Source organism: Cellvibrio sp. 25HG11W-0 (genome assembly GCF_057815475.1).
The window spans coordinates 4,596,675-4,623,449 of record NZ_CM174230.1 but is presented as its reverse complement, the minus strand read 5'-3'; the positions used below and the strand labels follow the sequence as shown (position 1 = coordinate 4,623,449).

The following is a 26,775-nucleotide window of genomic DNA, read 5'->3' as shown; positions in this document are numbered from 1 at the left end:
GTTTCTTATGGCTTTTTCGATAGCATATTGGGTTTACGAAGCCGTGAGAGAGGGTGGGTCTTTATTTCCGTCCGTGTTTCAGCTGGTAGTATTTTTCTTTCTTGTCGGTTTGGTTTTTAGAGGTTCTGACAATGAAAAGTCTTGCCGTATCATTGAGTCGTTTATTAATAAGGATGCAGAGTTAATGGTCGCGCTAAATGAAGCTAAGAACGAAAGTAATTGTTAAATTATTATATTGATTTTTTCAGGGCGAGATTAGTTGAAGGGGTTTCCATTGACGGTATTCGTAAAGGTACAGTTTTTGGCTAAATAGATGTCTAGTGCTTGATTGATGCTTAATTTGTTACGGTTTAAAAGTGAGAGTTTATATTGAAAATATTAAATGCGAAAAAGGATGACGCAGAAGAAATTTTGCAGTTACAGTATCTTGCCTATGAATCTGAAGCAAAAATCTATAACGATTGGTCGCTGCCTGCATTAATACAGTCGCTTGAATCTTTAATGGCAGAATTTGACAGCGCCTTAATTCTTAAGGCTGTGCAAGGTAATAAAATTGTCGGCTCCGTAAGAGCAATAGTCGTGGGTGATCTGTGTAAAATTGGTCGCCTAATTGTTCACCCCGAATGGCAGCGGCAAGGCATTGGTTCAGGTTTGTTGGCTGAGGTTGAAATGCGCCATGCAGCGGTGGCGGCGTATGAATTATTTACGGGAAGTAAAAGCCTGGGCAATCTCAAACTTTACGAGCGCCATGGCTATAGGTTCGCGCAGCGTCAGCTTATTTCTGACAATTTATCCTTACAGTTTTTGGTCAAGAGTAATATTAAGCTTGAGTGAATGCTGAAGCTGAGTGATGGGAGTGTGCTGGTATGTTAAGTTCACCGAAAAACTAAAAGCCCCAGAATAAAATCTGGGGCTTTTTCTAAGTGCGGTATTTTTGCGAATACTGAGCAATACGCTTTATTGAACACACTGTATGAGCCTTAGCGCAGGCTTTGCACGAACATCAATACTATGAAAAGCGGGCAGAGAAAGCGTGCGTAGAACGGCCAGATGCGCCAAAACCACGATTGGGTTAAGCCTTGCGCATCGCGCAGCTGCATGAGTTTTTTATCGCGATGCAGAATCCAACCGGCGAAAAGGCAGAGTACCAAGCCCATAAAGGGTTCACTGTAGCGGGTGCTGAGGACGATGACGGCATCAAACATCTGGTCAAAGTTGAACACGATAAGTGCGCTCATGGCAAAAATCAGACTGCTGATGATCAGGGCAGCACGCGGGCGTTTTAAGCCTGTTCGCTCGGTAACGACAGATACAGGTACTTCCAACATAGAAATAGAGGAGGTGATGGCGGCAATTGTCAGCAGTGCAAAAAAGCTTAAAGAGACCCATTGGCCCGCTGTGCCCATGGTGGCGAAGAGGTTGGGTAATACTTGCATGACAATACTGGGGCCGGCCATGAGTTTGCCGTCGGCAGCAAAAATTTCCAACCCTTGGGCTTGGGCGACATAGAGTGCGGGCACTATGAGTAGCCCCGCCAAAAACGCAAAGCCGGAATCCATGAGCGTGACAATGGCGCCTAAGCGCGGCAGTTTATCGCGGTAGGCTTTGTGAGGGCTTTGTTCGCGCGCGAGGGTTTTACCGAGATAGGAGCCATAAATCAGCATGGTGCCTACGCCGAGGGAGAGGGAGAAAAAGGATTGTCCCATGGCGCCGAGCAGCAGTGCAGGGTCGCTTAGGCGAGAAAAGTCGGGCACCAAATAAACACGCAAGCCAGCGGTCGAGCCCGTTTGGGTGAATACATAGGCGATCAGCACGAGCAAAATAAGGAGGAGTGCGGGCATGAGTTTACGCGCCCAAGATTCTATGCCCTTGTTAATACCTTGCGCGACAATCCAGCAGGTCCACACCGAAAAGGCGAGGCTGAGGCTGAGGTCGCGGCCTATACCATCGCGACTGAGCCACTGGGCCGCAGTATCGGCGCCGAGGAGGGCCGCGAGCGGTTGCAGGCATTTGGCGAGCATCCAGCCTGCGACTATGGCGTAGAAACTTAAGATCAGGCTGGCGGTGATGACGCCTACGAACCCCAAGCCAGTGCCCAAGCGTTTAGTCATAGGGCTTGGGCTGAGTTGACCGAGGGCACTGACGATGTTGGTATTGCTGTGGCGGCCAATGATCAGCTCGGCCATGAGGGCGGGATAGGCAAGTAAAAATGCGAGAACAAGGTAGGCCAGTACGAAAGCGCCGCCGCCGTTGTTGGCAGCTTGGGTAGGGAAGCCCCAGATATTGCCCAGGCCGATGGCTGAGCCAGAGGCGACCATCAAAAAGCCGAAGCTAGAGGAGAACTGGGCGCGGGGTTGCGTCATAAAGTGCTCCAAATATCTATAGCCAAGGCGCTGATGATTAGTCGCGTTTAGTGTTGGTTTGGAACAGACGCTGTTTCTCACGTGACCAATCGCGCTCTTTTTCAGTATTGCGCTTATCGTGTTCCTGCTTACCCTTGGCCAGTGCGATTTCGCATTTCACCAAGTGATCTTTCCAATAAAGCGCAGTGGCCACAACGGTATAGCCTTTTTGCTGCACGGCCTCAATCAGGCGATTAAGCTCGCGGCGATTGAGCAGCAGTTTGCGCGTGCGCATAGAGTCAACCACAAAGTGAGTGGAGATAGTGTTAATGGGTTGAATCTGCGTCCCGAGCAAAAACGCCTCGCTATTCTTGAAAAAGACATAGCTATCGGTGAGCTGGCCTTTTCCCGCGCGTAGGCTTTTCACTTCCCAGCCGAGCAGCGCCACGCCCGCTTCAATGCGCTCGTGTATCTCGTAATCGAATTTGGCCCTTTTATTCAGGGCGATAGTGGTGCCGGTATTTTGTTGCTTTTTCTTGGCCATGAAAGAACGCTTACTCTGTTAACTCGGGGAAATCCGCGGCCATTATATCGGCAAAGCGCGGCTCCTGTCTTGATTGTGCCGCGCGCGTTATGTTGCGGGCGGTTACACTCCGCGCGCAGGGTTATACCTCGTGGCAGATTCTAGGTACAATTCATCAACTTAGTGCATTTACTTAGTGTATCGGCGCAGCGCCTAAAGGTGCTGGCTGGGTACTTATGATCTACGAGGGTCCCAGAGTGAAACGACTTAAGCAGCATGCCATTTGGGGCCACAGAGGCTCTTTTATACTGGCCGCCACCGGCTCTGCCGTAGGCTTGGGCAATATTTGGAAGTTTCCGTACATTACCGGTGAAAATGGCGGCGGCGCCTTTGTGCTGATGTATTTGGTTTGCATCGCTTTAATTGGCATTCCGATCATGATGGCAGAAGTGATGCTCGGTCGCCGCGCGCGCGCCAATCCCATAGTGGCCATGCAGAATATTCGCGCTGAAGTAGGCGCTTCGCGTTTTTGGGTGTTGATTGGTTGGTGTGGTGTAACTGCTGCTTTTTTGATTTTGTCCTATTACACCGTGATAGCGGGTTGGACCTTAGAGTATTTTCTAAAAGCCTTGGAGGGCAAGTTCAGCGGACTGACGGGCGATACCTCCAATGAAATGTTTGATAGTTTTTTGGCCGACCCTACGCGCCTCGTGCAGTGGCAAACCATTTTTATGATGATGACGGTGGCGGTCTTGTCGCTCGGGGTTAACAAAGGCTTGGAGGCGGGTATTCGGTTGATGATGCCCCTGCTGTTCGTGCTCTTAATTGTGCTCTTAATCTACGCCTACAACACCGGTGAGTTCGGTTTGGCCGCGCGTTTTATGTTCAGCTTTAATGTGCATGATTTGTCTTGGGAGGCAGCGCTGGTTGCCTTGGGGCATGCGTTTTTTACCCTGAGCTTGGGCATGGGCGCGATCATGGCTTACGGTTCCTATATGCCCAGTACTGCGTCCATCGGTAAAACTGTGTTGATTGTCGCCTTCTTGGATACGCTTGTCGCACTGATTGCGGGCTTGGCCATTTTCTCCTTTGTATTTGCCACACCGGGTATAGCGCCTGCCAGCGGAGAGCGGTTAATGTTCATTACCCTGCCTGTGGCTTTTGGCAACATGACCGCAGGCATGGTAGTGGGGATGGCGTTCTTTTTTATGGTGATTCTCGCGGCTTGGAGTTCAACCATTTCAATTCTTGAACCTGTGGTTGCCTACTTTACCGAACGTTTTGGCTTTCACCGCATCAGTGCCAGCATGTTGATTGGCTGCGCAGCCTGGCTCTTGGGTTTAGGTACGGCATTTTCGTTCAATGATTGGTCCGAGCGGCAGTTCTTGTGGGGCATGAATTTCTTCGCCTCAGTGGACTTTATCGCCACCAATATTCTCCTGCCTTTGGGGGGCTTGCTGATTGCGCTCTTTGTCGGCTGGGCCATGACCCGCGAGCAGGCGGATCACGAGCTGCGTATGGAGTCCCATCGCTGGTTGAGCACCTGGCGCTTTGTGTTGCGTTACTTATCGCCCTTAGCGGTTTTGGCGGTCTTGGTGAATGGGCTATATCCAGTACTGACCAAGGTGCTGGTGGAATAAGCCGTGCATAAAGTAGAGCGCTCGGCGCTGGTAAACTATTCGGCGCAGCAGATGTTCGAGCTGGTCAATGATATTGAAGCCTACCCTCAGTATATGGAGGGCTGCGTGGGCGCTAAGGTGCTGGCGCGCGGCGAAGATTGGGTGGAGGCGCGTTTAGAGTTGAGCAAAGCGGGCGTCACGCAGAGTTTTGTCACGCGCAACCAACTACAGGCGCCGCAGCTGATGAGTATGCAATTAGTTGAAGGGCCGTTTAAGCGCTTACAGGGTGCTTGGCGGTTTACCCCCTTAAATGATACTGCGTGTAAAGTCAGCTTCAGCCTTGAATTTGAGCTGCAAAATCGTTTCTTAGGTATGGCAGTTGGCAAGTTGTTTGAGTCGGTAAGCAATAAGCAAGTGGATGCACTTTGCGCCCGCGCGCAGCAGATTTACCGGTAACGCTAAATATTAGGTGTTAATTACCCACGATTAAGTAGAAACGCTATGGCAGATTTTGATCTCATCACCGTGGAAGTGGCCTATGCCCTCCCCCACAAGCAAAAAATTATCGCGCTTTTAGTCGAGCCGGGCACTACTGCATTGCAGGCGGTGCAGCGTTCTAAAATTACCGATTACTTCCCCGATCTCGATATTCCCAGCGCAAAATTGGGTATTTTTGGCCAATCGCTCGGCACCAAAGGTTTAGCCAGTGCTGATACCCATATATTGCATCAGGGCGATCGCGTGGAGATTTATCGCCCGCTACTCTCTGACCCTAAAGAGGCGCGGCGTAAGCGCGCCGAAAAGTCTGAAAGCAATAACAGCGATTAACCAGCAAAGGCGCTTAATGGTTAAACCAATAGCTTTAACCATTAAGCGTCGCGCCTAAAACCCCATCGAAAGAGGGAGCTTCGGCTCTAACCTCTTTACGCACCCTTATTCTCCGACCTGCAGCGGCAGAGATTTACGTTCCTCCTCTGTATTGGGCTCGCTGCCTGTCGATAGCTACATTTGCAACTACACTGGATATTCACCGTGATTTTTTGTGGCGAAAAATGCTACAGATTAACTGAATTATCCACTGAGAAATTGCATGGCGTTAAATATCAAGCTTTTGTATCGGAGTTTGCCCTGGTGTTTAGCGCTAGGCTTGGCTTTGGTGGCATTCTTGTCCATGCGCGCTGGATTAGCCCAATACGAACAAAATTGGCAGGAGCGTCTGGCGCGCACCGTTGCCGTGCAGGGCGAGCATTTACACCACAGCGAGCGGGAAGCAATTCAGCAGGCGCAACTGCTAACTCAGCGCATTGGGCGCGACCCTCAAGTATTGCAGCTGCTTGCGCGCGCGCATTTTGTGCAGCTGGCTTCGGCGCAGCCTCCAAGTACGGCTGACCAGAAACGACAGGAAAATTTGCGCAGTGAGCTGGTGCGTTTGCTCGGTCCCTATTGGCAGGAGCTGGATACGGACGTGGGCAATGAGCTAAATATTTATTGGGTGCCTAACGCGATTAACTTTCTGCGTATGCAAACCCCTCAGCGTTTTGGCGATAGCCTCGAAGATATAAGCAACTTGATCACCGCCGCGCTCGATTCAGAGTTTTTGCTTTGGGGGGTGGAAGTGGGGCGAGAAGGAAGCGGCTACCGTGCAGTATTACCGGTGACCATTAATGAACTCCCTAGCCCTGAGGCATCATCTGCTGCAACAGAAAAGCTGAAGCCCATTGCTTTGATTGAGGTCGCGCTTAAGTTAGCGCCGAGTCAGGCGGTAGAGATGGCGACGTTTATCCGCAAAGCTACGCTGGATAAAATGCTCTGGACGCAAGTACAAGAAGAGCTCTATCGGCAAAATCCTACCGCGATTGAAGAGTGGCGCTTGGAGTCTGCGAGCCAATCACAGCTAAGTGAATGGTGGCTAGCAGGCAAGGTCCCCCTCGGTCGTCAGGGGCAATTGGTAGAACATAATCACAAAACCTACCTCGCGTCCTGGTGGACTGTTCCCCAATATTCACCCGCCTCAGCTACGCCAGAAAATATGCCCCTTGGGGTTTTAACTTGGCAGGACTTTAGTGAACCCTACGCACGATATCTGGCCAGCAAGCAGGAATTGATTGAGTGCTGGCTGGCGATTTTTGTGGCGGCGGAACTGTTGCTGCTGGCGTTGGTGCGCTTAGATCGCTACGTCTTTCAGAACCTTATGCGTCAATCGAGTGAAGAGATAAGGCGCGAGCATCATGAAAGCGAGCGCGCGCGGCAGCGCTTAGCCTTGGCGTTGCGCAGCAGCGATGCAGGTTTTTGGGAGTGGGATATTGCCAATGACAAAGCTAAATTTTCGCCCGAGTGGCGCGCACTTTGCGGCGTGCCACCGGAAGCCCCTGAGTCGCTGGATTTAGATGAATGGATGAGCCGCGTGCATCCCACCGATAAGCGTATGAGCTACAGCGACATTATTCGCCACGTAAAAGGCGAAACGCTTATGTACGAAAATGAATATAGGCTCAGGGTTGGGGATGGCAGCTATAAGTGGATTTTAACGCGCGGCAAAGTAGTGGAGTGGAATGCCGAGGGACGCGCGACCTTGATGCTCGGTGTTTATAGCGATATTACCGAACGTAAAAATACGGAATTGATCAGTCTGCGGCAGCAAGCTGCGCTGCAGGCGCTGAACGAAATTGCCGCACTACCGAGCGAGGATGTGTGGCAGCAGCTACAGGACGCGCTGGCGCTAGGTGCACGCTATCTCGGTGTGAATAAGGCTTATGTTCGTGTGGTTCAGCGCAATCAATACAAGAATAAAGTCCATTATGATGCCCAACAAGAGCAGCACACTACCGAGCAACTAGATGCTGAACAATTTCATCCTTTAGCCGAGATATTTTGTGACCACACCTTGGCTGTTAAGGATGTAGTGGCTGACGATAATTTAGCTACTAGTGCCTATGCTAACCACTCCTCGTTTTCGTTCGAAAAAATTGAAACCTATATAGGCGTGCCCTTATGCATCGCTGAAAAAATCTACGGCACCCTGTGTTTTTGTTCGCACCAGCGTCGGCATCATCAATATGACGAACTCGATAGAGACTTTGTAAAACTGCTCGCGCGCTGGGTGTGTACGGTATTAGAGCGCTGGCAGCAAGATCAAGAGATTAAAATTATTGTACAGCGCTTTCATAAACTCAATGAGCGTTTGCCAGGCTTCCTGTATGAATACCAATTACGTCCTGATGGCAGCTCTTTTTTTCCCTATGCAAGTTCAGGCATTAAAAATATCTATAATATTCACCCAGAAGATGTGCTGGAAAGTGCCGCACATATTTTTTCGATGATTCATCCAGATGATCTGGATTGGGTGCGAGAGTCGGTTGAGTTTTCGGCGCAAAACTTAACGCCTTGGATCGCATCAGTTCGCGTTATGAATCCCAAGCGAGGATTAATTTGGACGCATATAGAATCCATTCCAGAGCGGCTAGAGGATGGAGGTGTACTTTGGCACGGTTATGCATCAGATATTACATCGCTTAAAGAAACAGAAAATCAATTGCAAGAAATTAACGCCTTGCGTAAAGCTATTTTTGATGCTGCCAATATGGCAATCGTATCCACGGATATTAATGGCATCATCAAATTATTTAATCGTGGAGCGGAATCCTTATTGTTTTATAGTGCTGAGGAGTTACTTGAAAATAGCACACCTGTAATTTGGCATTTACCCGAAGAGTTGGAGGCCTGCGCAAATTCATTAAGTCGTGAGCTCGGGCGCACAATAACTCCGGATTTTAATTTGTTTAGTCTGTTGGCGGGGAGCTGTGAGGTAGATGAACGTGAGTGGACGTTTGTACGCAAAGATGGATCTCATGTGCCTGTCATTATGACCCTCAACGAGCTGCGTGATACCTATGGCAATGTTAGTGGCTACCTCGGAATGGCGCGCGATATCAGTGAGCTTAAACGTATTGATAAAATGAAGGGAGAATTTATTTCTACCGTTAGTCACGAACTGCGAACGCCTCTCACGGCCATTAGTGGTGCGCTGGGGGTGCTTACCAGCGGTATGGTGGGTGCTCTGCCTGAGCAGGCTACACGCATGCTACAAATAGCGCACAGTAATTCGATGCGTTTAATTTATCTTGTCAACGATTTGCTGGATATGGAAAAGTTAGTGGCGGGAAAAATGCACTTTGAAGTGCAAGAGCACTCGCTAAATGAATTGATTCAGCACGCTTTGCAGCAAAATGCTAGTTATGCCCAGCAGTATGGCGTTACCTATGAAGAAGCTGAGGGCAACCCCGAGGTCAAGGTGCTGGTTGATGCGCAGCGCTTACAGCAGGTGTTGAGCAATTATCTTTCCAACGCAGCAAAATTCTCGCCGGAAGGGGAGGTTGTCAAGGTACGTGTGCAAATATTTCCCGAGTATGTGCGAGTTGCTGTTATAGACAAAGGGCCCGGTGTTCCTACAGAATTTCGCGATCGACTTTTTCAAAAGTTTTCTCAAGCTGACTCATCAGACACTCGGAAAAAAGGTGGAACAGGTTTGGGTTTGGCGATTTGCAAAGAAATTATCGAGCGTTTGGAGGGAGTGGTGGGGATGGAGCCCAATGCGGTGGAGGGAAGCTGTTTCTATTTCGATCTCCCATATCTAAAACTCCCTGAGGTTATTGGGCTTGATCAACATACCCGTGAGATAAAATCCGAGCGCTCAATACTATTAGTAGAAGACAATGCTGAAACAGCGGAAATTATAATGGCGGTATTGGCGCCCAGTGGTTATGTGATTGACTGGGTTTCTAGAGCTGATGACGCTATGAAAAAATTAAGTCAGAGACCATATCAGTTGTTGATGTTAGATCTTCATTTGCCCGACAGTAATGGCACGGGTGTAGTGCAGGCTCTGCGCGATACGAGCGGTGAGCCCCATGGCGCGCATCAAATGCCGATTATGATTGTGAGTGGAAATATTGATGATGCACGTAAAACGCTATCAAAAAATATTCATAAACATCATATCTATTGGGTTCAAAAACCGATTGAAAATGATCACCTTATAATTATGGTCGAGCGCATTGTGGCGCTTGAGCTTCAAGCGGAGAAGAGGAATTCATGAAAGCCGCAATCCCTAAATATGAAGATGTGCGCATTGCACGGTTACAGAGTTTGAAAATTCTCGATACGCCGCATGAGAATAGCTTTGATGAAATAGCACAGCTGGCCATGATGATCTGCGATGTGCCTATAGCGGTTGTTTCTTTAGTAGATGTGAATCGTCAGTGGTTTAAGAGTTGCATTGGTCTCGATGCCAGTGAAACACCGCGAGACCTCGCTTTTTGTGCTCATGCGATCTTGGCCCCGCAAGAAATATTAGTCGTTGAGGATGCGCAGTTAGATGTGCGCTTTAGTGATAACGGCCTAGTGACAGGCGAGCCATTTATTCGTTTCTATGCTGGCGCGCCTTTGGTTATGGAAGATGGTGCCGCACTGGGTACGCTTTGTATTATTGATCGAAAACCACGCCAGCTAACACAGCAACAGCTTAATTCTTTGGCACTTCTATCCAAGCAAGTCGTGCGCTTGTTAGAGCTGCGCGAAAAAAATCAATTGTTGGATGTGCAAGCGAGACATTTTTTAGCATTGACAGAGTCGGCGCCTTTATTAATTGGCCAAATAGACAGCGATTTGCGTTATGTGTTTATTAATTATCGCTATAGGGAATGGCTTGGCGTGGACCCCAGTGAGGCAAAAGGCAAAAAGACGCAGGAACTATTTTCGCCTGAACTGGTGCAAAAGGTTAATCCGTTGCACTTGCGCTGTTTGGCGGGAGAAAAAATTAATATTGAAGTTGAAGTGAATGAAAACTTAGTGCTTGCATTAAATTATATTCCTATTTTTTCTGGTGCTGAGACGGTCACAGGGTTTTACATCCTTGGTGCAGATGTTACACAGCAGCATCGAAATCGTATTCAGTTGGAGCAGGAACGAACCTATTTAAAATCGGTTGTGCGCGGTGCGAATATAGGTACTTGGCAATGGAAAATAGCAACAGGTGAGGTGATTGTAAACAAGCGTTGGGCAAATATATTAGGTTATGATTTAGCCGAATTGACACCCACTACTATAGCGACATGGGAACAGCTTTGTCACCCTGATGATCTGACGCTTGCAATGGCATTACTCGATAAACACTTTAAGGGTGAAATTGATTATTTTGATATTGAGTTTCGCATGCGTCATAAAGACGGGCGCTGGATTTGGATTCATTCGCGTGGACAGGTCGAGCAGTTTTCGCCAAATAATGAGCCGCTGATTATGTTCGGTACTCATGCAGATGTAACCGACTTGTATAGTTCTCACGCTAAACTACGTGAAAATGAAGAGCGTTTAAATAGCATGATCGGTAATTTTCCTGGTGCGGTATATCGCTGCGAAAATAATGAATTATGGTCCATGCATTTTTTAAGTAACCAAGTGTTGGCATTGACGGGTTACTCTGCTGAAAATTTTTTAGCAGAGGGCGGGCTTAGTTTTAGCGATATTACGCACCCTGAAGATATACCGCGACTATTTAGTAGCGTGCAAGATGCACTGGATGCAGGCGAACCTTTTGATTTGATATATAGAATTAAACGTGCCGATGGACAGTGGCGTTGGGTCGAGGAAGTGGGTTCTGGTGTTTATGACAGTGATGGCGGCTTACGGTACATTGATGGCTTTATTTGGGATGTAACGGACACCGAAGAGGCACATAGCGTCATCCGTGCGAGTGAACAAAAGTTGTCCTCACTTTACAGCATGTCTCCCGTTGCTATTGTGCTGAACCGTATGAGCGACGGAAAATTTTTAGAATGTAATCCCGAGTTCTATCGCATGACTGGCTACAGCGAAAAAGAGCTTGGTGCGTTGGGTTATCGCGATATTACGCCACAGGGTTATGAAGAGGCAGAAGAAAAACAATTACATCTACTCAATACGGTAGGTCGCTATGGCCCCTATGAAAAATGCTACGTACATAAAGATGGACATTTAATTTCGGTATTGTTAAATGGGGTGCTCATTGAGTCCAATCATGGTGAGCGACACATATGGTCAATTGTGCAAGACATCACGGAGCGTAAGCGCATAGAGCAGATGAAAAATGAGTTTGTGTCGGCCGTGAGTCATGAGTTGCGCACGCCACTTACATCCATCGCGGGTGCGTTGAGTTTAGTGGTTAACGGGATGCTGGGAGAGGTGCCGGAAAAAATGCAGCGCGTGTTAAATTTGGCGGATAAAAATAGTAAACGGCTCGCGGTATTGATTAATGATCTTCTGGATATGGAAAAGCTATTGGCAGGGAAAATGCATTTTGAGCTTCAAGTTCAAGCATTATCGCCCCTGCTAAAAAAAGCAATTGAAGATATTAGTCTCTATACTCCTAGAAGCTCTATTCAAATCGATCTGATAGTGCCTGAGCAAGAAGTGAACATAAATATAGATGGTCAGCGATTGTCACAAGTGTTGGCTAATTTTTTGTCGAATGCTGTCAAATTTTCTGCCGACAATAGTGTTATTCAGGTAGAAATGTCGGTTATAGAACAGCAGGTAAAAATAGCGGTTATTGATCAGGGGCCAGGTATAAGTGCGGAATTTAAACAGCAGATATTCCAAAAGTTCTCGCAAGAAGATTCATCTTCAGCGCGTCAGCGCGGGGGAACAGGTTTGGGCTTGGCCATTAGCAAGGAGTTGGTTGAACGCATGAATGGCACTATTGGTTTTTATTCCGAACTGGGCGAGGGGGCAACTTTCTATGCACTGTTTCCATTGGAAAATTAGCACTTTCCTCATCTGAGTTAAGGGGCTTCTGCAAAATGGATTGCGTTACCCACAACAAAATAAAACGGCAAAAAATTAGCGAGAGGTATAAATGTGAATAAAGTATTAGAACGTATTTTATATGTCGAGGATGATCCGGATATTCAGACCATTGCTATGATGGTGTTGGAAACGATTAGCGGGTTTATTGTTAAATCCTGTTCCTCGGGTGCAGAGGCTGTAGCGGCCGCGGTTGAATTTCGGCCAGATTTAATTTTGCTGGATGTGATGATGCCTGGTATGGATGGGCCTAAAACACTCAGCGAGTTGCGAAAATTTCCTTCTTTGACGACAACACCTGTCGTTTTTATGACAGCAAAAGTACAGCCGCAAGAAGTGAAGGATTATTTAAATTTGGGTGCTATAGGTGTAATTGCTAAACCATTTGACCCTATGAGTTTGGCTCAGGAGCTACGTGATATTTGGGGCGATTTTGAAGTGCCAGGCGAGTCGCAGTAACGTTTTTTTGCGCTATTTAAGGTTGCTTGGTTGGGCTGTCCAGTGGGTTTATGTCTCCATCCAAAATGCATCGAGATTTTTAAAACCCCAGTCGTCAAGCGATTCGCGCCCGATGATTTTTTCTTTGCCAACAAGTTGCGCTAAGTCTAAGGTTTCTTGTGCAACAGGGCTTTTTAGTTTGGCAGAATAGAATACTTTCACCTTAGGTGTTAAGAGCGAGCTTTCATTTTGTTCTGTTACCACCGCTAAGTGCCCGCTTGCTAAGCGCACGAGTGAGCCGGTGGGGTAGATTCCCACCGTTTTTACAAATGCTTGAAATATTTTTTCATCAAAATGTCCCTTGCTCCACTCCGCCATTTTGCGTACGGATTCAGCCGGGGGCCAACCTTTTTTATAGGGACGATTTGAGGTGATCGCATCATAGACATCGCATACCGCACCCATTTTAGCGAAGATGCTAATGCTGTCGCCTTTGAGCTTGTGCGGGTAACCCGTACCGTCCATTTTTTCGTGATGATGTAAAACGACATCCATCGTGATCGCACTTACCAAGGGGTTGTCGAGTAAGATTGTGGAGCCTGTTTCAGGGTGGGCGCGCACAATATCAAACTCGGCATCGGTTAGTTTTCCAGGTTTATTTAGAATTTCCATAGGTATACCAATTTTACCTATGTCGTGCAGCATACCCGCTAGCCCCGCCTCTTGTACCAAATCTTCACGGAGTTGCAGTTGACGCGCAAGCGCGATCATGAGCGCGCATACGGCCACAGAGTGCATATAAGTATATTCATCTGCTGTTTTTAAGCGCGCAAGGCTGATGAGGGCATGCGGTTGGCGAAGTACTGATGCGGAAATTTCTTCCACTAATTCTTTGGCGTTTTCAATTTCTATCGCCTTCCCCATACGCGCATCGCTAAACATAGCCATAACCGCGTCCTTTGATTTGTTGCACAGGTTTTCAGCGAATTTTATTTCATCTGCAAGGCTGCGTTGTTCTGTAGGTTTTCCTGTGTTGGCTTGAAACAGCAGTGCTTCTGTTTCTTGCGCGACTTCTTCGGTGGTTTTTACGGCTACAGTTGCAGCTACATCGAGGCCTTGACGTACATTAATCCAAAGCTCTTTGATGCCACTCTGCTGAATGGCAGTAAGATCTTCTTCGGTTTGCAATAGAAATTTGGTTTTTGCAAAAGGATGCTCCATCCAAGAGCCGCAAAACTCACAAATATACATGCCTATTTTGAGGTCGGTTACTGCAATTCGCTTCAGCATTAACAAGGGGCCATTAGTGTGTTTTGTAGGGCGGTTTGCCCAGTGGTTCACATTTTTAGAAGTATAGACAGTGAGTGAGGACTTTGAGTTGTATTGCTAAAAATAACGCCGCTCATTTACCTTTCCTCTAAGGCCTTGAGATTAATAGGCTATAAGCATGCGTTAAAAGTGATGAAAACGCCCTGAAAAGAGCACTCATAAGTTTGGTAAGCTTAGTGTCTCTAGTTATTCCGCTTGGCTATTGCACTATAAGAATCTATGCTTTAACTATCTTCCGAACATAAACTGGTGATGGCGTGCGGGTATCGCATGCCGCTAGCCAATAGGTCTGCTGTTTTATATGGATAAAAATGCTGAAATAGCGGCAAAGTTACAAGCTTTGCGCGACGACTACGTTGCTCGCCTTGCTGGCGAATTAGAAGGGCTTGCGCACTTGGGCCTTAGCCTGGATGTGTCTGTCGATAACACAGAGGCACTAACAACGCTTAATCAGAAATTACATAAATTAGCGGGCTCTGCAGGAAGTTTCGGTTTGCCTGCACTGGGGCGTGCTGCAAAAGAGCTTGAGCTGCAGGCTGCGGATTACTTGGTGAATCCCGATGCGCTTCAGAGCGCAATAACTCAGTTTTGTACAGCCATTCAAGCGCTACAAACCTTAGTCGTCAAAGCCAGCCCACCCAAGTTCCCCAGTGTGAGTGTAACAACACCGGTCAATAATCAAATTTTAATTTACGTATTGGAAGATGATCATGATATTGCGGAGGAAATTTGTATAACGCTGCGTCATTTTGGCCATAAAGTTATTCACTTCTCTACGTTGGCGGCAGCAGAGCAAGAAATATTGCGGCAAATACCTGATTTTATGATTTGCGATGTCATGTTTAGCGAAGAGCAGCGCGAAGCGCCCAGTGCCATTCTGGCATTGCAAAAGCAGTTAGATATGCCTATTCCCGTCATTTTTGTGTCTACACGCACAGACTTTAACGCCTATCACTCAGCGGTATTGGCGGGTGCTGTGGGCTATTTCGTCAAACCTTTAGATATAGTGCGATTGGTCGATTGCTTTGAATACTACTTAGATCGCAATCGCAGTTCGCCCTATAGGGTACTGATAATTGATGATGATAAGGCCTTGGGTGAGCATTATAGGTTGGTATTAAATGACGCAGATATACGCGCTGACGTGATTAGCGACCCTGCGTTGGTGTTTGATGTATTAAAAGAGTCATCGCCAGAATTAATTTTAATGGATCTGAATATGCCAGATATTTCTGGTACTGAGCTGGCTCAGGTTATACGGCTTAATCAAGATTGGCTAAAAATCCCCATCACTTATCTGTCGTCCGAGTCGGATGTGGAGCGACGTATTTCAGCGATGGGCCGAGCTGGCGATGACTTTCTCAGCAAGCCGCTCTCGGATCGTGAGCTGGTCGCAGCGGTTTCCGCCCGCGCTGCGCGCAGTCGTCAGTTAAGTGATGCCCTCGATCGCGATAGCCTTACCGGGCTGCTGAAGCACTCGCGGATAAAGGAGCAGGTTGATGTGGAGTTTAGTCGCGCTGCGCGCACCTGTAGCGAACTGAGTGTAGTTATGCTTGATTTGGATAAATTTAAACAGGTCAATGATAGCTATGGCCATGCGGCGGGGGATAAGGTCATTAAAGCGCTGGCGCACCTTTTGCGTCAACGGCTGCGAAAAACCGATGCAATTGGCCGTTATGGCGGCGAAGAGTTTGTCGCTGTCTTGCCTAATTGCGGCTCGACGGAAGCGCTGCGCTTGATGGAAGACGTGCGCCAAAACTTCAGTGAAATTGTATTTACCGCACAAGAGAAATCTTTTCAGGTGTCGTTGAGTGCAGGAATAGCAAGCTTTGCGAGTGGCGTCACTGCGCCAGAACAGTTATTACAGCGCGCGGATAAAGCCCTTTATCAGGCCAAAGCCCAAGGGCGCAATCAGGTTTGTTTAATGTAATAGCCTAGGTTGTATAGCGTTGTGATGTGTTGAATAAAAAAATGCCCGCTCTTATCAAGCGGGCATTTTTTGTACTGAACGAAAGGTTTTACTGATACTTAGTCTTTAGGAATTTCAGGAGGTGTGCTTGGCTCATCATTGGTGGGCAGTGGCACATCGCGCGCAACATCATCTAGGTATTTTTCTGATTTCTCGCCGCTCGCGGGTGCGGCGCCAATAATATAGTCACCTTCTGTTTTGGTGAGCTTGTCATCGGCAAAATAGACTGTGTATAAATACTGTGTGATGGGCCCGTTAGAACCTTTGCGACGGCTGTAGAAGTAATCCCAGCGATCATCGTTGAAGGTGTTGGGGAGCAGGGTGTTGCCCAACACAAAGCGCACTTGACGCTTGGTCATACCCAATTTGAGCTGATCAACCATCTCTTGGGTGATGATATGACCTTGCTGAACATTGATTTTATGCACTCCAGGAAAATGGAAGCTGGAGCACCCCACAAGGCCAAAAACAACAACAGTGGCCAGGAGCAGGCGGCGAGCTAATTTCATACTAGGGCTTCCACTTAAGAAAATGAACGCGGATAATACCCGAACCACAGGAAGACTGAGAAGGGTTTGGGGGAAATAATGGCAGATGAGAACCATGAACTGCGCAAAGTGGGCTTGAAAGTTACTTTGCCGCGCGTGAAAATTTTGCAAATGCTGGAGTCCTCTGAGCAGCACCATATGAGTGCTGAAGATGTATATAAAGCGCTAATGGAGCAGGGTGACGATGTAGGTTTAGCCACGGTTTATCGTGTGTTAACGCAATTCGAAAGCGCTGGCTTAGTGGTGCGACACAACTTCGACGGTGGCCATTCAGTATTTGAAGTGGCGCGTGGCGAACATCATGATCACATGGTCGATATAGATACTGGAACTGTCATTGAGTTCCATAATGATGAAATTGAAATGCTGCAAAAGCGCATTGCTGCTGAACATGGCTATATTTTATCGGATCATAGCCTTGTGCTTTATGTGAAGAAAAAACCACAATAATGCGCCACCTTTAGTGCGTCGATGAAAAAAGCTGCTTTTGCAGCTTTTTTTCTGTCTTTTATTTGAGGGGATTACAGCTGCTGGGATGGGCTATCCTTGTGAGTGCGGTTTAGTCATGGCTTGAGCGCTGTGTGCAGGAAATCGTTAAGGCAGTTGTAGCCTAGCGAGGTCAAGAGAGCTGAATCTTGAGATTAAGCTCTCACCTAAAACGTTTAACAATGCTCAGGCTCCCTTGTGGCGTTACGCCCTTAGTCGGTAGCAAGGCTCAGTATTTCACGGGCGTGAGCGAGCGATTGCTCGGTAACCTTAATGCCGCCGAGCATGCGCGCAATCTCTTCTACCTTGGCTTCGCCATTTAGCTCAATCAGCGTTGATTCCGCGCTTTTCTTACTGGATGTTTTACTCACTTGCAGGTGTTGATGCCCTTTGCTCGCGACTTGCGCTAAGTGTGTCACGCAGATTACCTGCCCTTTCTCGCCTAACTGACGCAAGAGCGCACCAACTACATCCCCCGTGGCACCGCCGATACCGACATCCACTTCATCGAATACCAGTGTAGGTGTGGCCGAGGTTTGTGCGGTAACTACCTGAATAGCCAAGCTGATGCGCGAGAGCTCGCCGCCGGAGGCAACCTTGGCGAGTGGGCGCGGTGGTTGTCCAGGGTTGGTGCTAATAAGAAATTCGACCTCTTCGAGGCCATTGGCGCTGGCTTTGTCTACTAGAGGCGTGAGGCTAACGCTGAGTTGCGCATTGCTCATGGCCAGCGCTTGTAGTTGTTGATTAACGGCTAAGGCTAGTTTGGCTCCCGCCTTGGTGCGAGCAGTCGACAACCGCTGGGCCAGCTGCAGGTAAGCCTTTTCTGCGCTGGCAACTTGCTTGGCCAATTGATCTAGTTTGGCATCTCCGCCGTCGAGTTGCTCTAATTCAGTGGCTAGGCGCGCCATAAGCGCAGTCAAGTCTTCGGGTTTAAGGCGATGCTTGCGCGCCACATCATAGATAGCGCTCAAGCGCTCCTCGACAATAACAAGGCGCTCGGGATCGAGTTGGAAGCTGTCAATGTGTTGGTCTAGCTCATGCTGGGCTTCTTCGACTTGAATTTGTGCGCTGGTAAGTAGTTCCTCTGCTGCACGCAGACTGGCCGATTTTTCGGGTAGGCCGCGCAATATTTGCAAGGCGCGGTGTAGGTTGACACTTAAGCCCTGTTGTTCGTCGCTGCAGGCGGCGGCGACTTGATGGCTGCCGCGCAAAATATCCTCTGCATTGGCTAGGCTGCGTTGCTCGGCTTCTAAGTGCTCTAACTCGTCTTGACCTAGGTTAAGTTGTTCGAGTTCTTGGTGTTGGTAGCTCAGCAACTGAAAGCGGGCCCCCACTTCGGCGGCGTTATCGCGCAAATTTACATAGTGCTCAAGGCGGCTTTGCCATTCGCGAAAGGCGAGGCGCACTTCTTTGGCCTGCTCCGTTTGCCCTGCAGATTCATCCAATAAGCGTCTATGAGTGTCTTTTAGCAGCAGCGATTGATGTTCGTGCTGGCTGTGAATATCAATCAGCATCTCGCCCAGTGCGCGCAATTGCTGCAGGGTGACAGGTTGACCATTTATGTAGGATTTGGATTTGCCTTCGTTATTAACGAGACGGCGCAGTAGGCATTCCTGCGGGTGGTCGAGTTGTTGTAAGTCGTGGGCGACTAACCACTCCTGTGCGCTGGGGATGCGGCTGGTATCAAAGCTGGCAGTGATATCCGCTCGCGCCGCCCCTGCTCTCACCCTATCTGCCTCTGCTCTGTCGCCAAGCGTTAAGCCGAGCGCGCCGAGTACTATCGATTTTCCAGCACCTGTTTCACCGGTGATTACCGTCATGCCGGGTTTCATATCCAAATCGAGGTGATCGACGAGGGTGAAGTTCTGAATATTCAAATGAGTGAGCATAGTTGGCTCCAGCGAAACAAATTGATCGTATTTTATCTGTTTATTTATACAGTATTTGTATGGGCGGAGCTAGAGGGCGACAAAATTTTATTCGGCAAACGCACTCCTTGCGCTTGAATCCACTCAGCGCAACCCCATATAGGCAGCAGACTATAGTTTGCGCAGGCTCTGATTTAGCCTTGCGCCGGATCCACAAGGGGAGATAAGAGTGTCACATCAAGATTACAGCGAAACGCAAAAAGCCACTGATGAACAGTTGGCGCAGGATCAAGCGCAAGCCGAAGCCGGTGCTGAACCTACCAGTGAACCTACTGTAGAAACACTGCAGGCGCAGTTAGCGACCTTGGCAGCCGCGTTTGAGTCGGCGAAAGAGCAGTCTCTGCGCTCGCAAGCGGATGCGCAAAATGCGCGCCGTCGCGCCGAGCAAGATATCGAAAAAGCGCATAAATTTGGTTTGGAGAAGATGGTTAACGACCTGTTACCCGTAGTCGACAACCTTGAGCGTTCGCTTGCGGCAATCGATCAAACTAATGAAGCCTTGGCGCCGATTATTGAAGGTATTCAATTAACCCATAAATCGTTTGTCGATGCGCTCGCGCGTCATCAAGTCGTGGTGGTTAATCCAGAGGGCGAGCCCTTTGACCCCAATCTGCATCAAGCTGTTTCCGCTGTGCCTAACCCCGATGCTGAGCCTAATAGCGTGCTCACCGTATTCCAAAAGGGTTACACCTTGCATGGCCGCTTAGTGCGCCCTGCCATGGTGGTGGTATCCAAGGCTCCATAAACAGCGATTGATGGCAGCATCCACAAATTTTTTGTGGATTTTTTAGGCGCAGCACTTGAATTTAAAATGCTCGCGCCAATATAGAAAACAACAGCAAATGAAAGCGCAAATCACCGACGTTAGCGCGCAATCAGAGCTAGTAAACCAGAATTCGGTGCAGTTCAATCAAGAACGCACTTGAGCAATACACAGCATTGAGATTTTTTAGGAGCACCACCATGGGTAAAATTATCGGCATCGACTTGGGTACTACCAACTCTTGCGTATCAGTATTGGAAGGCGGCAAGCCAAAAGTTATCGAAAACGCCGAGGGCGATCGCACTACCCCGTCCATTATTGCCTTCACTAACGACGATGAAATTTTGGTAGGTCAATCTGCCAAGCGTCAATCAGTTACTAACCCGCACAATACCTTGTACGCGGTTAAGCGTTTGATTGGTCGTAAGTTCAAAGACGACGTAGTGCAAAAAGACATCAAAATGGTGCCCTACAAAATCGTAGCAGCCGACAACGGCGATGCATGGGTAGAAGTGAAGGGCGATAAAAAAGCACCGCCACAAATTTCTGCTGAAGTCTTAAAGAAAATGAAAAAAACCGCTGAAGATTACCTCGGCGAAGCAGTGACCGAAGCGGTAATTACCGTGCCTGCTTACTTCAACGACTCACAGCGCCAAGCTACTAAAGATGCGGGCCGCATCGCCGGCTTGGACGTAAAGCGTATCATCAACGAACCTACCGCTGCCGCACTGGCTTACGGTTTGGACAAAGGCGTGGGCGATCGCACCATCGCGGTATACGACTTGGGTGGCGGTACCTTCGATATCTCTATCATTGAAATTGCCGACGTAGATGGCGAGCACCAATTTGAAGTGCTCTCTACCAACGGCGACACCTTCTTGGGTGGTGAAGACTTCGATATGCGTTTGATCGAATTCCTCGCAGAAACTTTCAAGAAAGATTCCGGCATAGATTTGCACAACGATCCTTTGGCGCTGCAACGTTTGAAAGAAGCTGCTGAAAAAGCCAAAATCGAATTGTCTACCAGCCAGCAAACCGAAGTGAACCTGCCTTACATCACCGCTGATGCATCAGGCCCAAAACACTTAGTGGTAAAACTGACTCGCGCTAAATTAGAGTCGTTGGTAGAAGACCTAGTAACTCGCTCTATGGAGCCAGTGAAGCAAGCGATTAAAGATTCAGGCTTAGACATCAAAGCAATCGACGATATTATTTTGGTCGGCGGTCAAACCCGTATGCCAATGGTGCAAAAAGCCGTTGCCGATTTCTTTGGCAAAGAAGCGCGCAAAGACGTAAACCCAGACGAAGCAGTAGCAATCGGTGCAGCCATTCAAGGTTCAGTATTGTCGGGCGATACCACCAACGTATTGTTGTTGGACGTAACGCCATTGTCTTTGGGTATTGAAACCATGGGCGGCATAGCAACACCGTTGATCGACAAAAACACCACCATCCCCACTAAGAAGTCACAAATCTTCTCAACTGCGGATGACAACCAATCTGCCGTAACTATTCACGTAGTGCAGGGTGAGCGTAAGCAAGCGTCGCAAAATAAATCACTCGGTCGTTTTGATTTGAGCGATATACCGCCGGCGCAACGTGGTATGCCACAAATTGAAGTAACCTTCGATATCGATGCTAACGGTATATTGAACGTAAGCGCGAAAGACAAGGCCACTGGCAAAGAGCAGTCCATTGTGATTAAAGCCTCCTCAGGTTTGAGTGATGCAGAAATCGAAAAAATGGTAAAAGACGCAGAAGCTAATGCTGATGCCGACCGCAAATTTGCTGAAGTTGTGACGGCGCGTAACACGCTGGAAGGCTTGATTCACGCCACCGAAAAAACCTTGAAAGAAGCGGGCGACAAAGCGACTGAAGAAGAGAAAGCGGCGATTGAAGCTGCTCTGACCGAAGCGCGTGAAGCGGCGAAAAGCGAAGACACTGCACAGATCGAAGCAGCAACCACTAAGTTGACCGAAGCTTCAGGTTCACTTGCGCAAAAACTTTACGCCGAGCAGCAAGCTGCTGGCGCACAGGGCGGCGCAGCGGGTGCAGGCGCACAACAAGCTGGCGGCAAAGACGCAGATGATGGCGTGGTAGATGCTGAGTTCGAAGAAGTTAAAGAAGATAAGTAAATCACTGCACACTAAGGTGTAATGATTACTCCGATCTTCGGATCAAAACACAAATGCGGGCTTGCCCGCATTTGTGTTATCAGCAGTTTAAGAATTGAAACACTAAATTGTCGGCAGCCCGACAATTTATTAACAGGTGTAATAGGTCTGGTTTAATTATGGCAAAGCGTGATTATTACGAAGTGCTCGGCGTCGCTAAAGATGTCTCTGCAGCAGAATTGAAAAAAGCCTATCGCCGTGTTGCGATGAAATTTCACCCGGATCGCAACCCAGATGATCCCAGCGCAGAAGAAAAATTCAAAGAGGCAAATGAAGCCTACGAAGTGCTCTCCGACGAGCAAAAGCGCAGCGTCTACGATCGCCATGGTCATGCCGGTGTAGACCAGCAGTCAGGCATGGGCGGCGGAAGCGCCAACTTTAGCGATATATTTGGCGATGTGTTTGGCGATATATTTGGTGGTAGCGGCGGCGGTCGTGGACGCGGCGGCCCCGCGCGCGGTTCAGACTTGCGCTACAACCTCGACCTAAGTTTGGAAGAAGCCGTAAAAGGCACCAGCGTACAAATTAAAATTCCAACGCTTGTCGGTTGCAAGCCTTGCTCGGGCACTGGTGCAAAAGCGGGCAGCAAGCCCATGACCTGTGGCACCTGTGCTGGTCACGGCCAAGTGCGCATGCAACAGGGTTTTTTCTCGGTGCAGCAAACCTGCCCAACCTGTCGCGGGCGCGGCACTTTAATTTCTGACCCCTGTAAATCTTGCCACGGCCAAGGCCGCGTAGAAGAAACCAAAACCCTCTCGGTTAAGGTGCCTTCCGGTGTCGATACCGGTGACCGCATTCGCTTAACTGGCGAAGGCGAAGCAGGCCCAGACGGCGGCCCGAGCGGTGACTTGTATGTACAGGTCAGTGTGCGCAAGCACGATATTTTTCAGCGCGATGGTGCGGATTTATATTGTGAAGTGCCCATCGACTTTGTCGACGCAGCACTCGGCGGCGAACTGGAAGTGCCCACACTTGATGGCCGCGTAAAATTAAAAGTACCACCGGAAACGCAAACCGGAAAACTGTTTAAATTGCGTGGTAAAGGCGTTACCCCCGTGCGCGGCGGCGGTGTCGGCGACTTACTCTGCCGTGTCGTAGTAGAAACCCCCGTAAGCCTAACCAGCAAACAAAAGGATCTCCTAAAAGAATTCCAAGCGACCATGAAAGGCGGAAAATACTCGCCCAAACAGTCGAGTTGGTTTGATGGGGTGAAGAAGTTTTTTGGTGAGTAAGTAAGTTTGAAAAAATTAAAGCCGATTCGAGAGAGTCGGCTTTTTTATAGTCAATTGTTATTTTATTTTAATGCGCTGATTTTTTAAGGAAGATAAATGAATAGATATGGCATTTTGTTGTTCGTTATTGTTGCTTATGTTTTTGGGGTGATGAGCGCAAATATTTACACCGAAGAAAAAGATACTGCTTTGCCATTGGATGAGAGCTCCTCTTCGGAAATTCTGCATGTTGAGTCTTCATCAGTAGAAGTCGATTTATCTAAAGCAAAACAACCTTCTAGCCCTATTATTTCCAGCGTTAAAATACCTAAAAAGACACTATCCGCATCAGCTGAAAGTATAGACCCTAAAGTGGGGGTACTGGCATCGCCTAGTTCTACCGATTCAAATGCTGAGCATATAAGCGATGCCGCGCATAAAGAGATATCAGAAGAGAAAATTGACAATCTTCTGCCTAAACCATTCGCAGAGCAGTTGAAAAATAATCATGGAGCTTTGCGAGAAAAATACAGCGCCTTTGCTGAAGCTGAGGTGCAGACTGAGTGGGAAAAAACAATTCAAAATCATTTGTGGGATGGTATTACAGGAACTCCCTACTCTAAATATATCAAGATTGACTCTTTGCAATGCAAGGCGGGAATCTGTGAAATTAGGCTATACGAAACTAAAGTTGGAGTTTGGTCCTATATCCAAGCCGAAATGGCGTTACAGGAGTGGTGGCCTTTTGGTGCAAGCAGTAGTTCTGGGTTTACTACGAGCAATCCGAGTGTGAATGGGTGGTATGTGTTGCTTGCGAAAAGCTGAGGTGTTGATTATTCGGCGGGTATTTTATCCGGGCGTAGGGTGGGTTCGCGCAGCAACCCGCCGCCATATTAATGTTCAATCTATTTTGTGATCCAACGAACTTCCAACTGAATAGCTTCTACAAGAAAAATAATGTGAATAAAAAGAAAATCACCATAACGGCTATTTTTACTGTGCTCCTAGCAACGTTTGCATTTGTTGGGTGGTTGGCGTGGGTTAATGCGTTGGGTTTGCTGGCTGTTGCGGGCTTGGCGTGGTGTTTACCACGGGCGGCGCTCAAACCTTGGGTGCGGCTTGGGGTGTTTTTTCTGCTGGTGCCTCTGGTCTATGTGGTGGCGACCTATCGCCCGCCCGGATTTTCTTACCCGCTATTATTTTCGCTGCCGGATGCGAGTGGGCTTGCGTCGCGTTTCGATCTTTATGTGAATATCTCCAAATCTATGCTCGGTTTTTGTCTGCTGTTTTTATTGTGGCCAAAGCGTGCGGTTGGCGAGTTTGTTGCGGCAGTGCAATGGCGCTACGCGCTTGTGATTTTGGCGCCCGCGCTGATTATTGGCGTTGCTATGGTCGTGTTTGGTTTAGGTTTTCAGCCTAAAACTCTAGCCCAAATAACACAGTTCGCATTGGTTAATCTGTTGGTGATGTCGATTGCGGAAGAGGCCTTTATGCGTTTGCTGCTGCAACAGCAGCTGCGCAATGGTTTGGCGTGCATCACGGGCAATCGCTGGGTGCAGGAGCTGATTCCACTGCTGCTGGTAACGGCAATATTTGTGGCTATTCACGCAGGCATTGGCGGTGCTGCTGTCTGGGTCTATGGGCTTGCGGGGTTGTTGTATGGCTTAAGTTATACCCTGAGCAAAAATATTTTCTATCCGGTCGCGATTCACTTCTTGGTCAATCAAATTCATTTCTCGTTGCTAACCTATCCCCTTTAGTGGGGCGGAATTACTATGGCAGCTATGTTCAAAAAATGGCGCAAACTTAAAATAGCGGCGATTATATTTTGCGTGGTATTACTACTGCCAGAGTTGCCGGTTATTCCCGTAGAGGGCGCGACGACTAATGATTGGAATGCAAATTCGTTTTGGTTTGAGCCTTGGGGAAAATCGGGTGTACATAAAGGCATCGATATTTTTGGGAAAATGAATACGCCGGTATTGGCTACTACCTATGGCGTGGTCCTTTTTAGCGGCGATTTAGCGCTCGGTGGCAAGGTGGTAGCGGTGCTTGGGCCTAAGTGGCGCCTACATTATTACGCGCATTTATCGAGTGATTCTGTATTGATTGGAGAACCCGTGTGGCCTGGTAAAAAAATTGCGCGCTTGGGCGATAGCGGCAATGCCAAAGGCAAGCCGCCCCACCTACACTATTCTGTTGTGACCCTAGTGCCCTATGTGTGGCGAGCCGATGCATCAAGCCAAGGATGGAAGAAAATGTTTTATCTCAACCCTGCAGCGGTGCTGACAAATTAATGTTCAACATTTGTTAACCGGTGCGAATGCTGGGTCTTTGTTTTACCTGTTGATCATCGTTGAGAAAGCCCAAAGCCCTTGCAATAGTTTTCTTAGCTGGTTAAATGCGCATACCTATAACAACAATGTCAGTTTGATAAGCCTATGAATACCCCTCGTAAATCCTATAACTGGTCGCCCTTAATCATCATTTTGCTGGTGGCTGCGGTAGCGGCGCTGTTTGCGTTGTTGGTGTTAGAGAGATCTAAACCGCAATTAGCGCAAGCACCCAGCGCAGCGCTTGAGTCTGTGTCTACCCAGCAGTACCACTGGAAGATGGTGACTTCTTGGCCGAAAAATACCCCAGGTTTGGGTGTGAGCGCGGAAAAAATTTCGACCATTATTAATGAAATGTCCGGCGGGCGTTTGCAGATCCATGTCTATGGGGCCAATGAATTAGTGCCCGCCATGGGCGTGTTTGATGCGGTTTCCTCTGGCAGCGTGGAGATGGGCCACTCCGGCAGCTATTTTTGGCGCGGTAAGGTGCCCGCCGCGCAGTTTTTTACCTCTATCCCTTTTGGGATGAATGCGCAGGAGTTGAACGGATGGTTCAACTATGGCGGTGGTTTGGAATTGTGGCGCGAAGTTTATGCGCCCTTCAATTTGATTCCTTTTCCCGCGGGCAATACCGGTGTTCAAATGGCCGGTTGGTTTAATCGCGAAATTAATTCTATCGCCGATCTACGCGGTTTGAAAATGCGCATTCCGGGGTTGGCGGGAGAAGTGTTTAATGCGGCGGGCGGCACGGCGGTAAATATTCCCGGCGGTGAGCTTTATACCGCACTGCAAACCGGCGTAATTGATGCCGCCGAGTGGGTGGGGCCGGAAAATGATTTGGCGTTTGGTTTTCAGCAAATCGCTAAATATTATTACTACCCTGGCTGGCACGAGCCAGGCCCAACTCTTGAACTGATGGTGAACAAGCCTGCCTTTGAAGCCTTGCCTGCGGATTTGCAGGCCATAGTGACCTATGCTGCGCGCGCGGTGAATCAGGATATGCTCGACAGCTACACCGCAAACAACAGCCGCGCCTTGAAAGAGTTAATTGCGCAGGGCGTGCAAATAAAACGCTTGCCCGATGAAGTGCTCAAGCGCTTTTACGAAATCGCGCAAGATGTCTATGCAAAGCAGGCGGCGCAAGATCCACAATTTAAAAAGGTGTTAGATTCTTACATGGCCTTCATGAAAGACTCTGCGCCTTATCAAAAAATCTCTGAGCAAACCTATTACGAGGTGCGCGAGCAGCAGATGCAAGATCATTAGCAAAGTTTCT

21 protein-coding genes are annotated in these 26,775 nt (G+C 48.4%); 16 read left to right on the top strand and 5 right to left on the bottom strand.

Annotated features, from left to right (window positions below; translation table 11 throughout):
* Positions 1–369 precede the first annotated feature (369 nt).
* Complete coding sequence (locus AC0KUT_RS19430; RefSeq protein WP_488832146.1) at positions 370–834, top strand: GNAT family N-acetyltransferase; 465 nt, start codon at positions 370–372, stop codon at positions 832–834.
* Positions 835–980: 146 nt separating this feature from the next.
* Here AC0KUT_RS19430 and AC0KUT_RS19425 read toward each other — a convergent pair whose 3' ends face one another.
* Together AC0KUT_RS19425 and smpB are read right to left on the bottom strand one after the other, a co-directional pair.
* Entirely contained in the window at positions 981–2,363 is a 1,383-nt protein-coding gene (locus AC0KUT_RS19425; protein ID WP_488832143.1) for a sodium-dependent transporter, read from the bottom strand.
* Positions 2,364–2,400: 37 nt separating this feature from the next.
* A complete protein-coding gene (gene smpB / locus AC0KUT_RS19420) occupies positions 2,401–2,886 on the bottom strand; it encodes an SsrA-binding protein SmpB (protein ID WP_488832142.1) in 486 nt (161 codons plus the stop codon).
* A 236-nt stretch (positions 2,887–3,122) separates the two neighbouring features.
* Here smpB and AC0KUT_RS19415 point away from each other — a divergent pair, with 236 nt between their 5' ends.
* The 6 genes from AC0KUT_RS19415 (at position 3,123) to AC0KUT_RS19390 (ending at position 12,779) form a co-directional block, all read left to right on the top strand.
* Positions 3,123–4,505 (top strand): sodium-dependent transporter, encoded by a 1,383-nt coding sequence (locus tag AC0KUT_RS19415; protein WP_488832140.1) that lies wholly within the window; start codon positions 3,123–3,125, stop codon positions 4,503–4,505.
* 51 nt (positions 4,506–4,556) lie between these two features.
* On the top strand, positions 4,557–4,940 hold the full coding sequence (locus AC0KUT_RS19410; RefSeq protein WP_488835792.1) for a type II toxin-antitoxin system RatA family toxin: 384 nt from the start codon (positions 4,557–4,559) through the stop codon (positions 4,938–4,940).
* A gap of 45 nt (positions 4,941–4,985) precedes the next feature.
* The gene (locus AC0KUT_RS19405) at positions 4,986–5,312 is read left to right on the top strand and encodes an RnfH family protein (RefSeq protein ID WP_488832138.1); all 327 of its coding nucleotides are present in this window, start codon (positions 4,986–4,988) and stop codon (positions 5,310–5,312) included.
* Positions 5,313–5,574: 262 nt separating this feature from the next.
* On the top strand, positions 5,575–9,579 hold the full coding sequence (locus tag AC0KUT_RS19400; protein WP_488832136.1) for a PAS domain S-box protein: 4,005 nt from the start codon (positions 5,575–5,577) through the stop codon (positions 9,577–9,579).
* On the top strand, positions 9,576–12,281 hold the full coding sequence (locus AC0KUT_RS19395; protein ID WP_488832135.1) for a PAS domain-containing protein: 2,706 nt from the start codon (positions 9,576–9,578) through the stop codon (positions 12,279–12,281). The genes AC0KUT_RS19400 and AC0KUT_RS19395 overlap by 4 nt, the downstream gene beginning before the upstream one ends.
* Positions 12,282–12,374: 93 nt before the next feature.
* Positions 12,375–12,779, top strand: coding sequence for a response regulator (locus tag AC0KUT_RS19390; protein ID WP_488832133.1), 405 nt, complete (start codon positions 12,375–12,377; stop codon positions 12,777–12,779).
* 48 nt (positions 12,780–12,827) lie between these two features.
* On the opposite strand, the gene AC0KUT_RS19385 is transcribed toward AC0KUT_RS19390, so the two are convergent.
* Entirely contained in the window at positions 12,828–14,048 is a 1,221-nt protein-coding gene (locus AC0KUT_RS19385; protein WP_488832130.1) for a cyclic di-GMP phosphodiesterase, read from the bottom strand.
* 340 nt (positions 14,049–14,388) lie between these two features.
* Here AC0KUT_RS19385 and AC0KUT_RS19380 point away from each other — a divergent pair, with 340 nt between their 5' ends.
* The gene (locus AC0KUT_RS19380) at positions 14,389–16,017 is read left to right on the top strand and encodes a diguanylate cyclase (protein ID WP_488832128.1); all 1,629 of its coding nucleotides are present in this window, start codon (positions 14,389–14,391) and stop codon (positions 16,015–16,017) included.
* A 98-nt stretch (positions 16,018–16,115) separates the two neighbouring features.
* Here the strand turns inward: AC0KUT_RS19380 and AC0KUT_RS19375 are convergent, their stop codons facing one another.
* Entirely contained in the window at positions 16,116–16,565 is a 450-nt protein-coding gene (locus AC0KUT_RS19375; RefSeq protein ID WP_488832126.1) for an outer membrane protein assembly factor BamE, read from the bottom strand.
* A gap of 78 nt (positions 16,566–16,643) precedes the next feature.
* Here AC0KUT_RS19375 and fur point away from each other — a divergent pair, with 78 nt between their 5' ends.
* Positions 16,644–17,054, top strand: coding sequence for a ferric iron uptake transcriptional regulator (gene fur / locus AC0KUT_RS19370; protein ID WP_488832124.1), 411 nt, complete (start codon positions 16,644–16,646; stop codon positions 17,052–17,054).
* 248 nt (positions 17,055–17,302) lie between these two features.
* Here the strand turns inward: fur and recN are convergent, their stop codons facing one another.
* A complete protein-coding gene (recN, locus tag AC0KUT_RS19365; RefSeq protein WP_488832123.1) occupies positions 17,303–18,979 on the bottom strand; it encodes a DNA repair protein RecN in 1,677 nt (558 codons plus the stop codon).
* Positions 18,980–19,187: 208 nt separating this feature from the next.
* Between recN and grpE the strand changes: the two genes are divergently transcribed.
* From grpE to AC0KUT_RS19330, 7 genes are all read left to right on the top strand, one after another.
* Positions 19,188–19,763, top strand: a complete 576-nt coding sequence (gene grpE / locus AC0KUT_RS19360; protein ID WP_488832121.1) for a nucleotide exchange factor GrpE — start codon at positions 19,188–19,190, stop codon at positions 19,761–19,763.
* 218 nt (positions 19,764–19,981) lie between these two features.
* Positions 19,982–21,916, top strand: a complete 1,935-nt coding sequence (dnaK, locus tag AC0KUT_RS19355) for a molecular chaperone DnaK (RefSeq protein WP_488832120.1) — start codon at positions 19,982–19,984, stop codon at positions 21,914–21,916.
* Positions 21,917–22,074: 158 nt separating this feature from the next.
* Complete coding sequence (gene dnaJ, locus AC0KUT_RS19350) at positions 22,075–23,187, top strand: molecular chaperone DnaJ (RefSeq protein WP_488832119.1); 1,113 nt, start codon at positions 22,075–22,077, stop codon at positions 23,185–23,187.
* Positions 23,188–23,283: 96 nt separating this feature from the next.
* Positions 23,284–23,991, top strand: coding sequence for a hypothetical protein (locus tag AC0KUT_RS19345; RefSeq protein ID WP_488832117.1), 708 nt, complete (start codon positions 23,284–23,286; stop codon positions 23,989–23,991).
* A gap of 134 nt (positions 23,992–24,125) precedes the next feature.
* Positions 24,126–24,926, top strand: coding sequence for a CPBP family intramembrane glutamic endopeptidase (locus AC0KUT_RS19340; RefSeq protein WP_488832115.1), 801 nt, complete (start codon positions 24,126–24,128; stop codon positions 24,924–24,926).
* 15 nt (positions 24,927–24,941) lie between these two features.
* On the top strand, positions 24,942–25,463 hold the full coding sequence (locus AC0KUT_RS19335) for a M23 family metallopeptidase (RefSeq protein WP_488832113.1): 522 nt from the start codon (positions 24,942–24,944) through the stop codon (positions 25,461–25,463).
* A 144-nt stretch (positions 25,464–25,607) separates the two neighbouring features.
* Positions 25,608–26,765, top strand: coding sequence for a TRAP transporter substrate-binding protein (locus tag AC0KUT_RS19330; RefSeq protein ID WP_488832112.1), 1,158 nt, complete (start codon positions 25,608–25,610; stop codon positions 26,763–26,765).
* Positions 26,766–26,775: the final 10 nt, after the last annotated feature.

Bases quoted from the DNA above. Each gene is read 5' to 3' on its own strand.
- AC0KUT_RS19425 (WP_488832143.1), bottom strand. From the start codon at position 2,363: ATGACGCAACCCCGCGCCCAGTTCTCCTCTAGCTTCGGCTTTTTGATG.
- smpB (WP_488832142.1), bottom strand. From the start codon at position 2,886: ATGGCCAAGAAAAAGCAACAAAATACCGGCACCACTATCGCCCTGAAT.
- AC0KUT_RS19410 (WP_488835792.1), top strand. From the start codon at position 4,557: ATGTTCGAGCTGGTCAATGATATTGAAGCCTACCCTCAGTATATGGAG.
- AC0KUT_RS19405 (WP_488832138.1), top strand. From the start codon at position 4,986: ATGGCAGATTTTGATCTCATCACCGTGGAAGTGGCCTATGCCCTCCCC.
- AC0KUT_RS19400 (WP_488832136.1), top strand. From the start codon at position 5,575: ATGGCGTTAAATATCAAGCTTTTGTATCGGAGTTTGCCCTGGTGTTTA.
- AC0KUT_RS19395 (WP_488832135.1), top strand. From the start codon at position 9,576: ATGAAAGCCGCAATCCCTAAATATGAAGATGTGCGCATTGCACGGTTA.
- AC0KUT_RS19385 (WP_488832130.1), bottom strand. From the start codon at position 14,048: ATGCTGAAGCGAATTGCAGTAACCGACCTCAAAATAGGCATGTATATT.
- AC0KUT_RS19380 (WP_488832128.1), top strand. From the start codon at position 14,389: ATGGATAAAAATGCTGAAATAGCGGCAAAGTTACAAGCTTTGCGCGAC.
- AC0KUT_RS19375 (WP_488832126.1), bottom strand. From the start codon at position 16,565: ATGAAATTAGCTCGCCGCCTGCTCCTGGCCACTGTTGTTGTTTTTGGC.
- fur (WP_488832124.1), top strand. From the start codon at position 16,644: ATGGCAGATGAGAACCATGAACTGCGCAAAGTGGGCTTGAAAGTTACT.
- recN (WP_488832123.1), bottom strand. From the start codon at position 18,979: ATGCTCACTCATTTGAATATTCAGAACTTCACCCTCGTCGATCACCTC.
- dnaK (WP_488832120.1), top strand. From the start codon at position 19,982: ATGGGTAAAATTATCGGCATCGACTTGGGTACTACCAACTCTTGCGTA.
- dnaJ (WP_488832119.1), top strand. From the start codon at position 22,075: ATGGCAAAGCGTGATTATTACGAAGTGCTCGGCGTCGCTAAAGATGTC.
- AC0KUT_RS19345 (WP_488832117.1), top strand. From the start codon at position 23,284: ATGAATAGATATGGCATTTTGTTGTTCGTTATTGTTGCTTATGTTTTT.
- AC0KUT_RS19335 (WP_488832113.1), top strand. From the start codon at position 24,942: ATGGCAGCTATGTTCAAAAAATGGCGCAAACTTAAAATAGCGGCGATT.
- AC0KUT_RS19330 (WP_488832112.1), top strand. From the start codon at position 25,608: ATGAATACCCCTCGTAAATCCTATAACTGGTCGCCCTTAATCATCATT.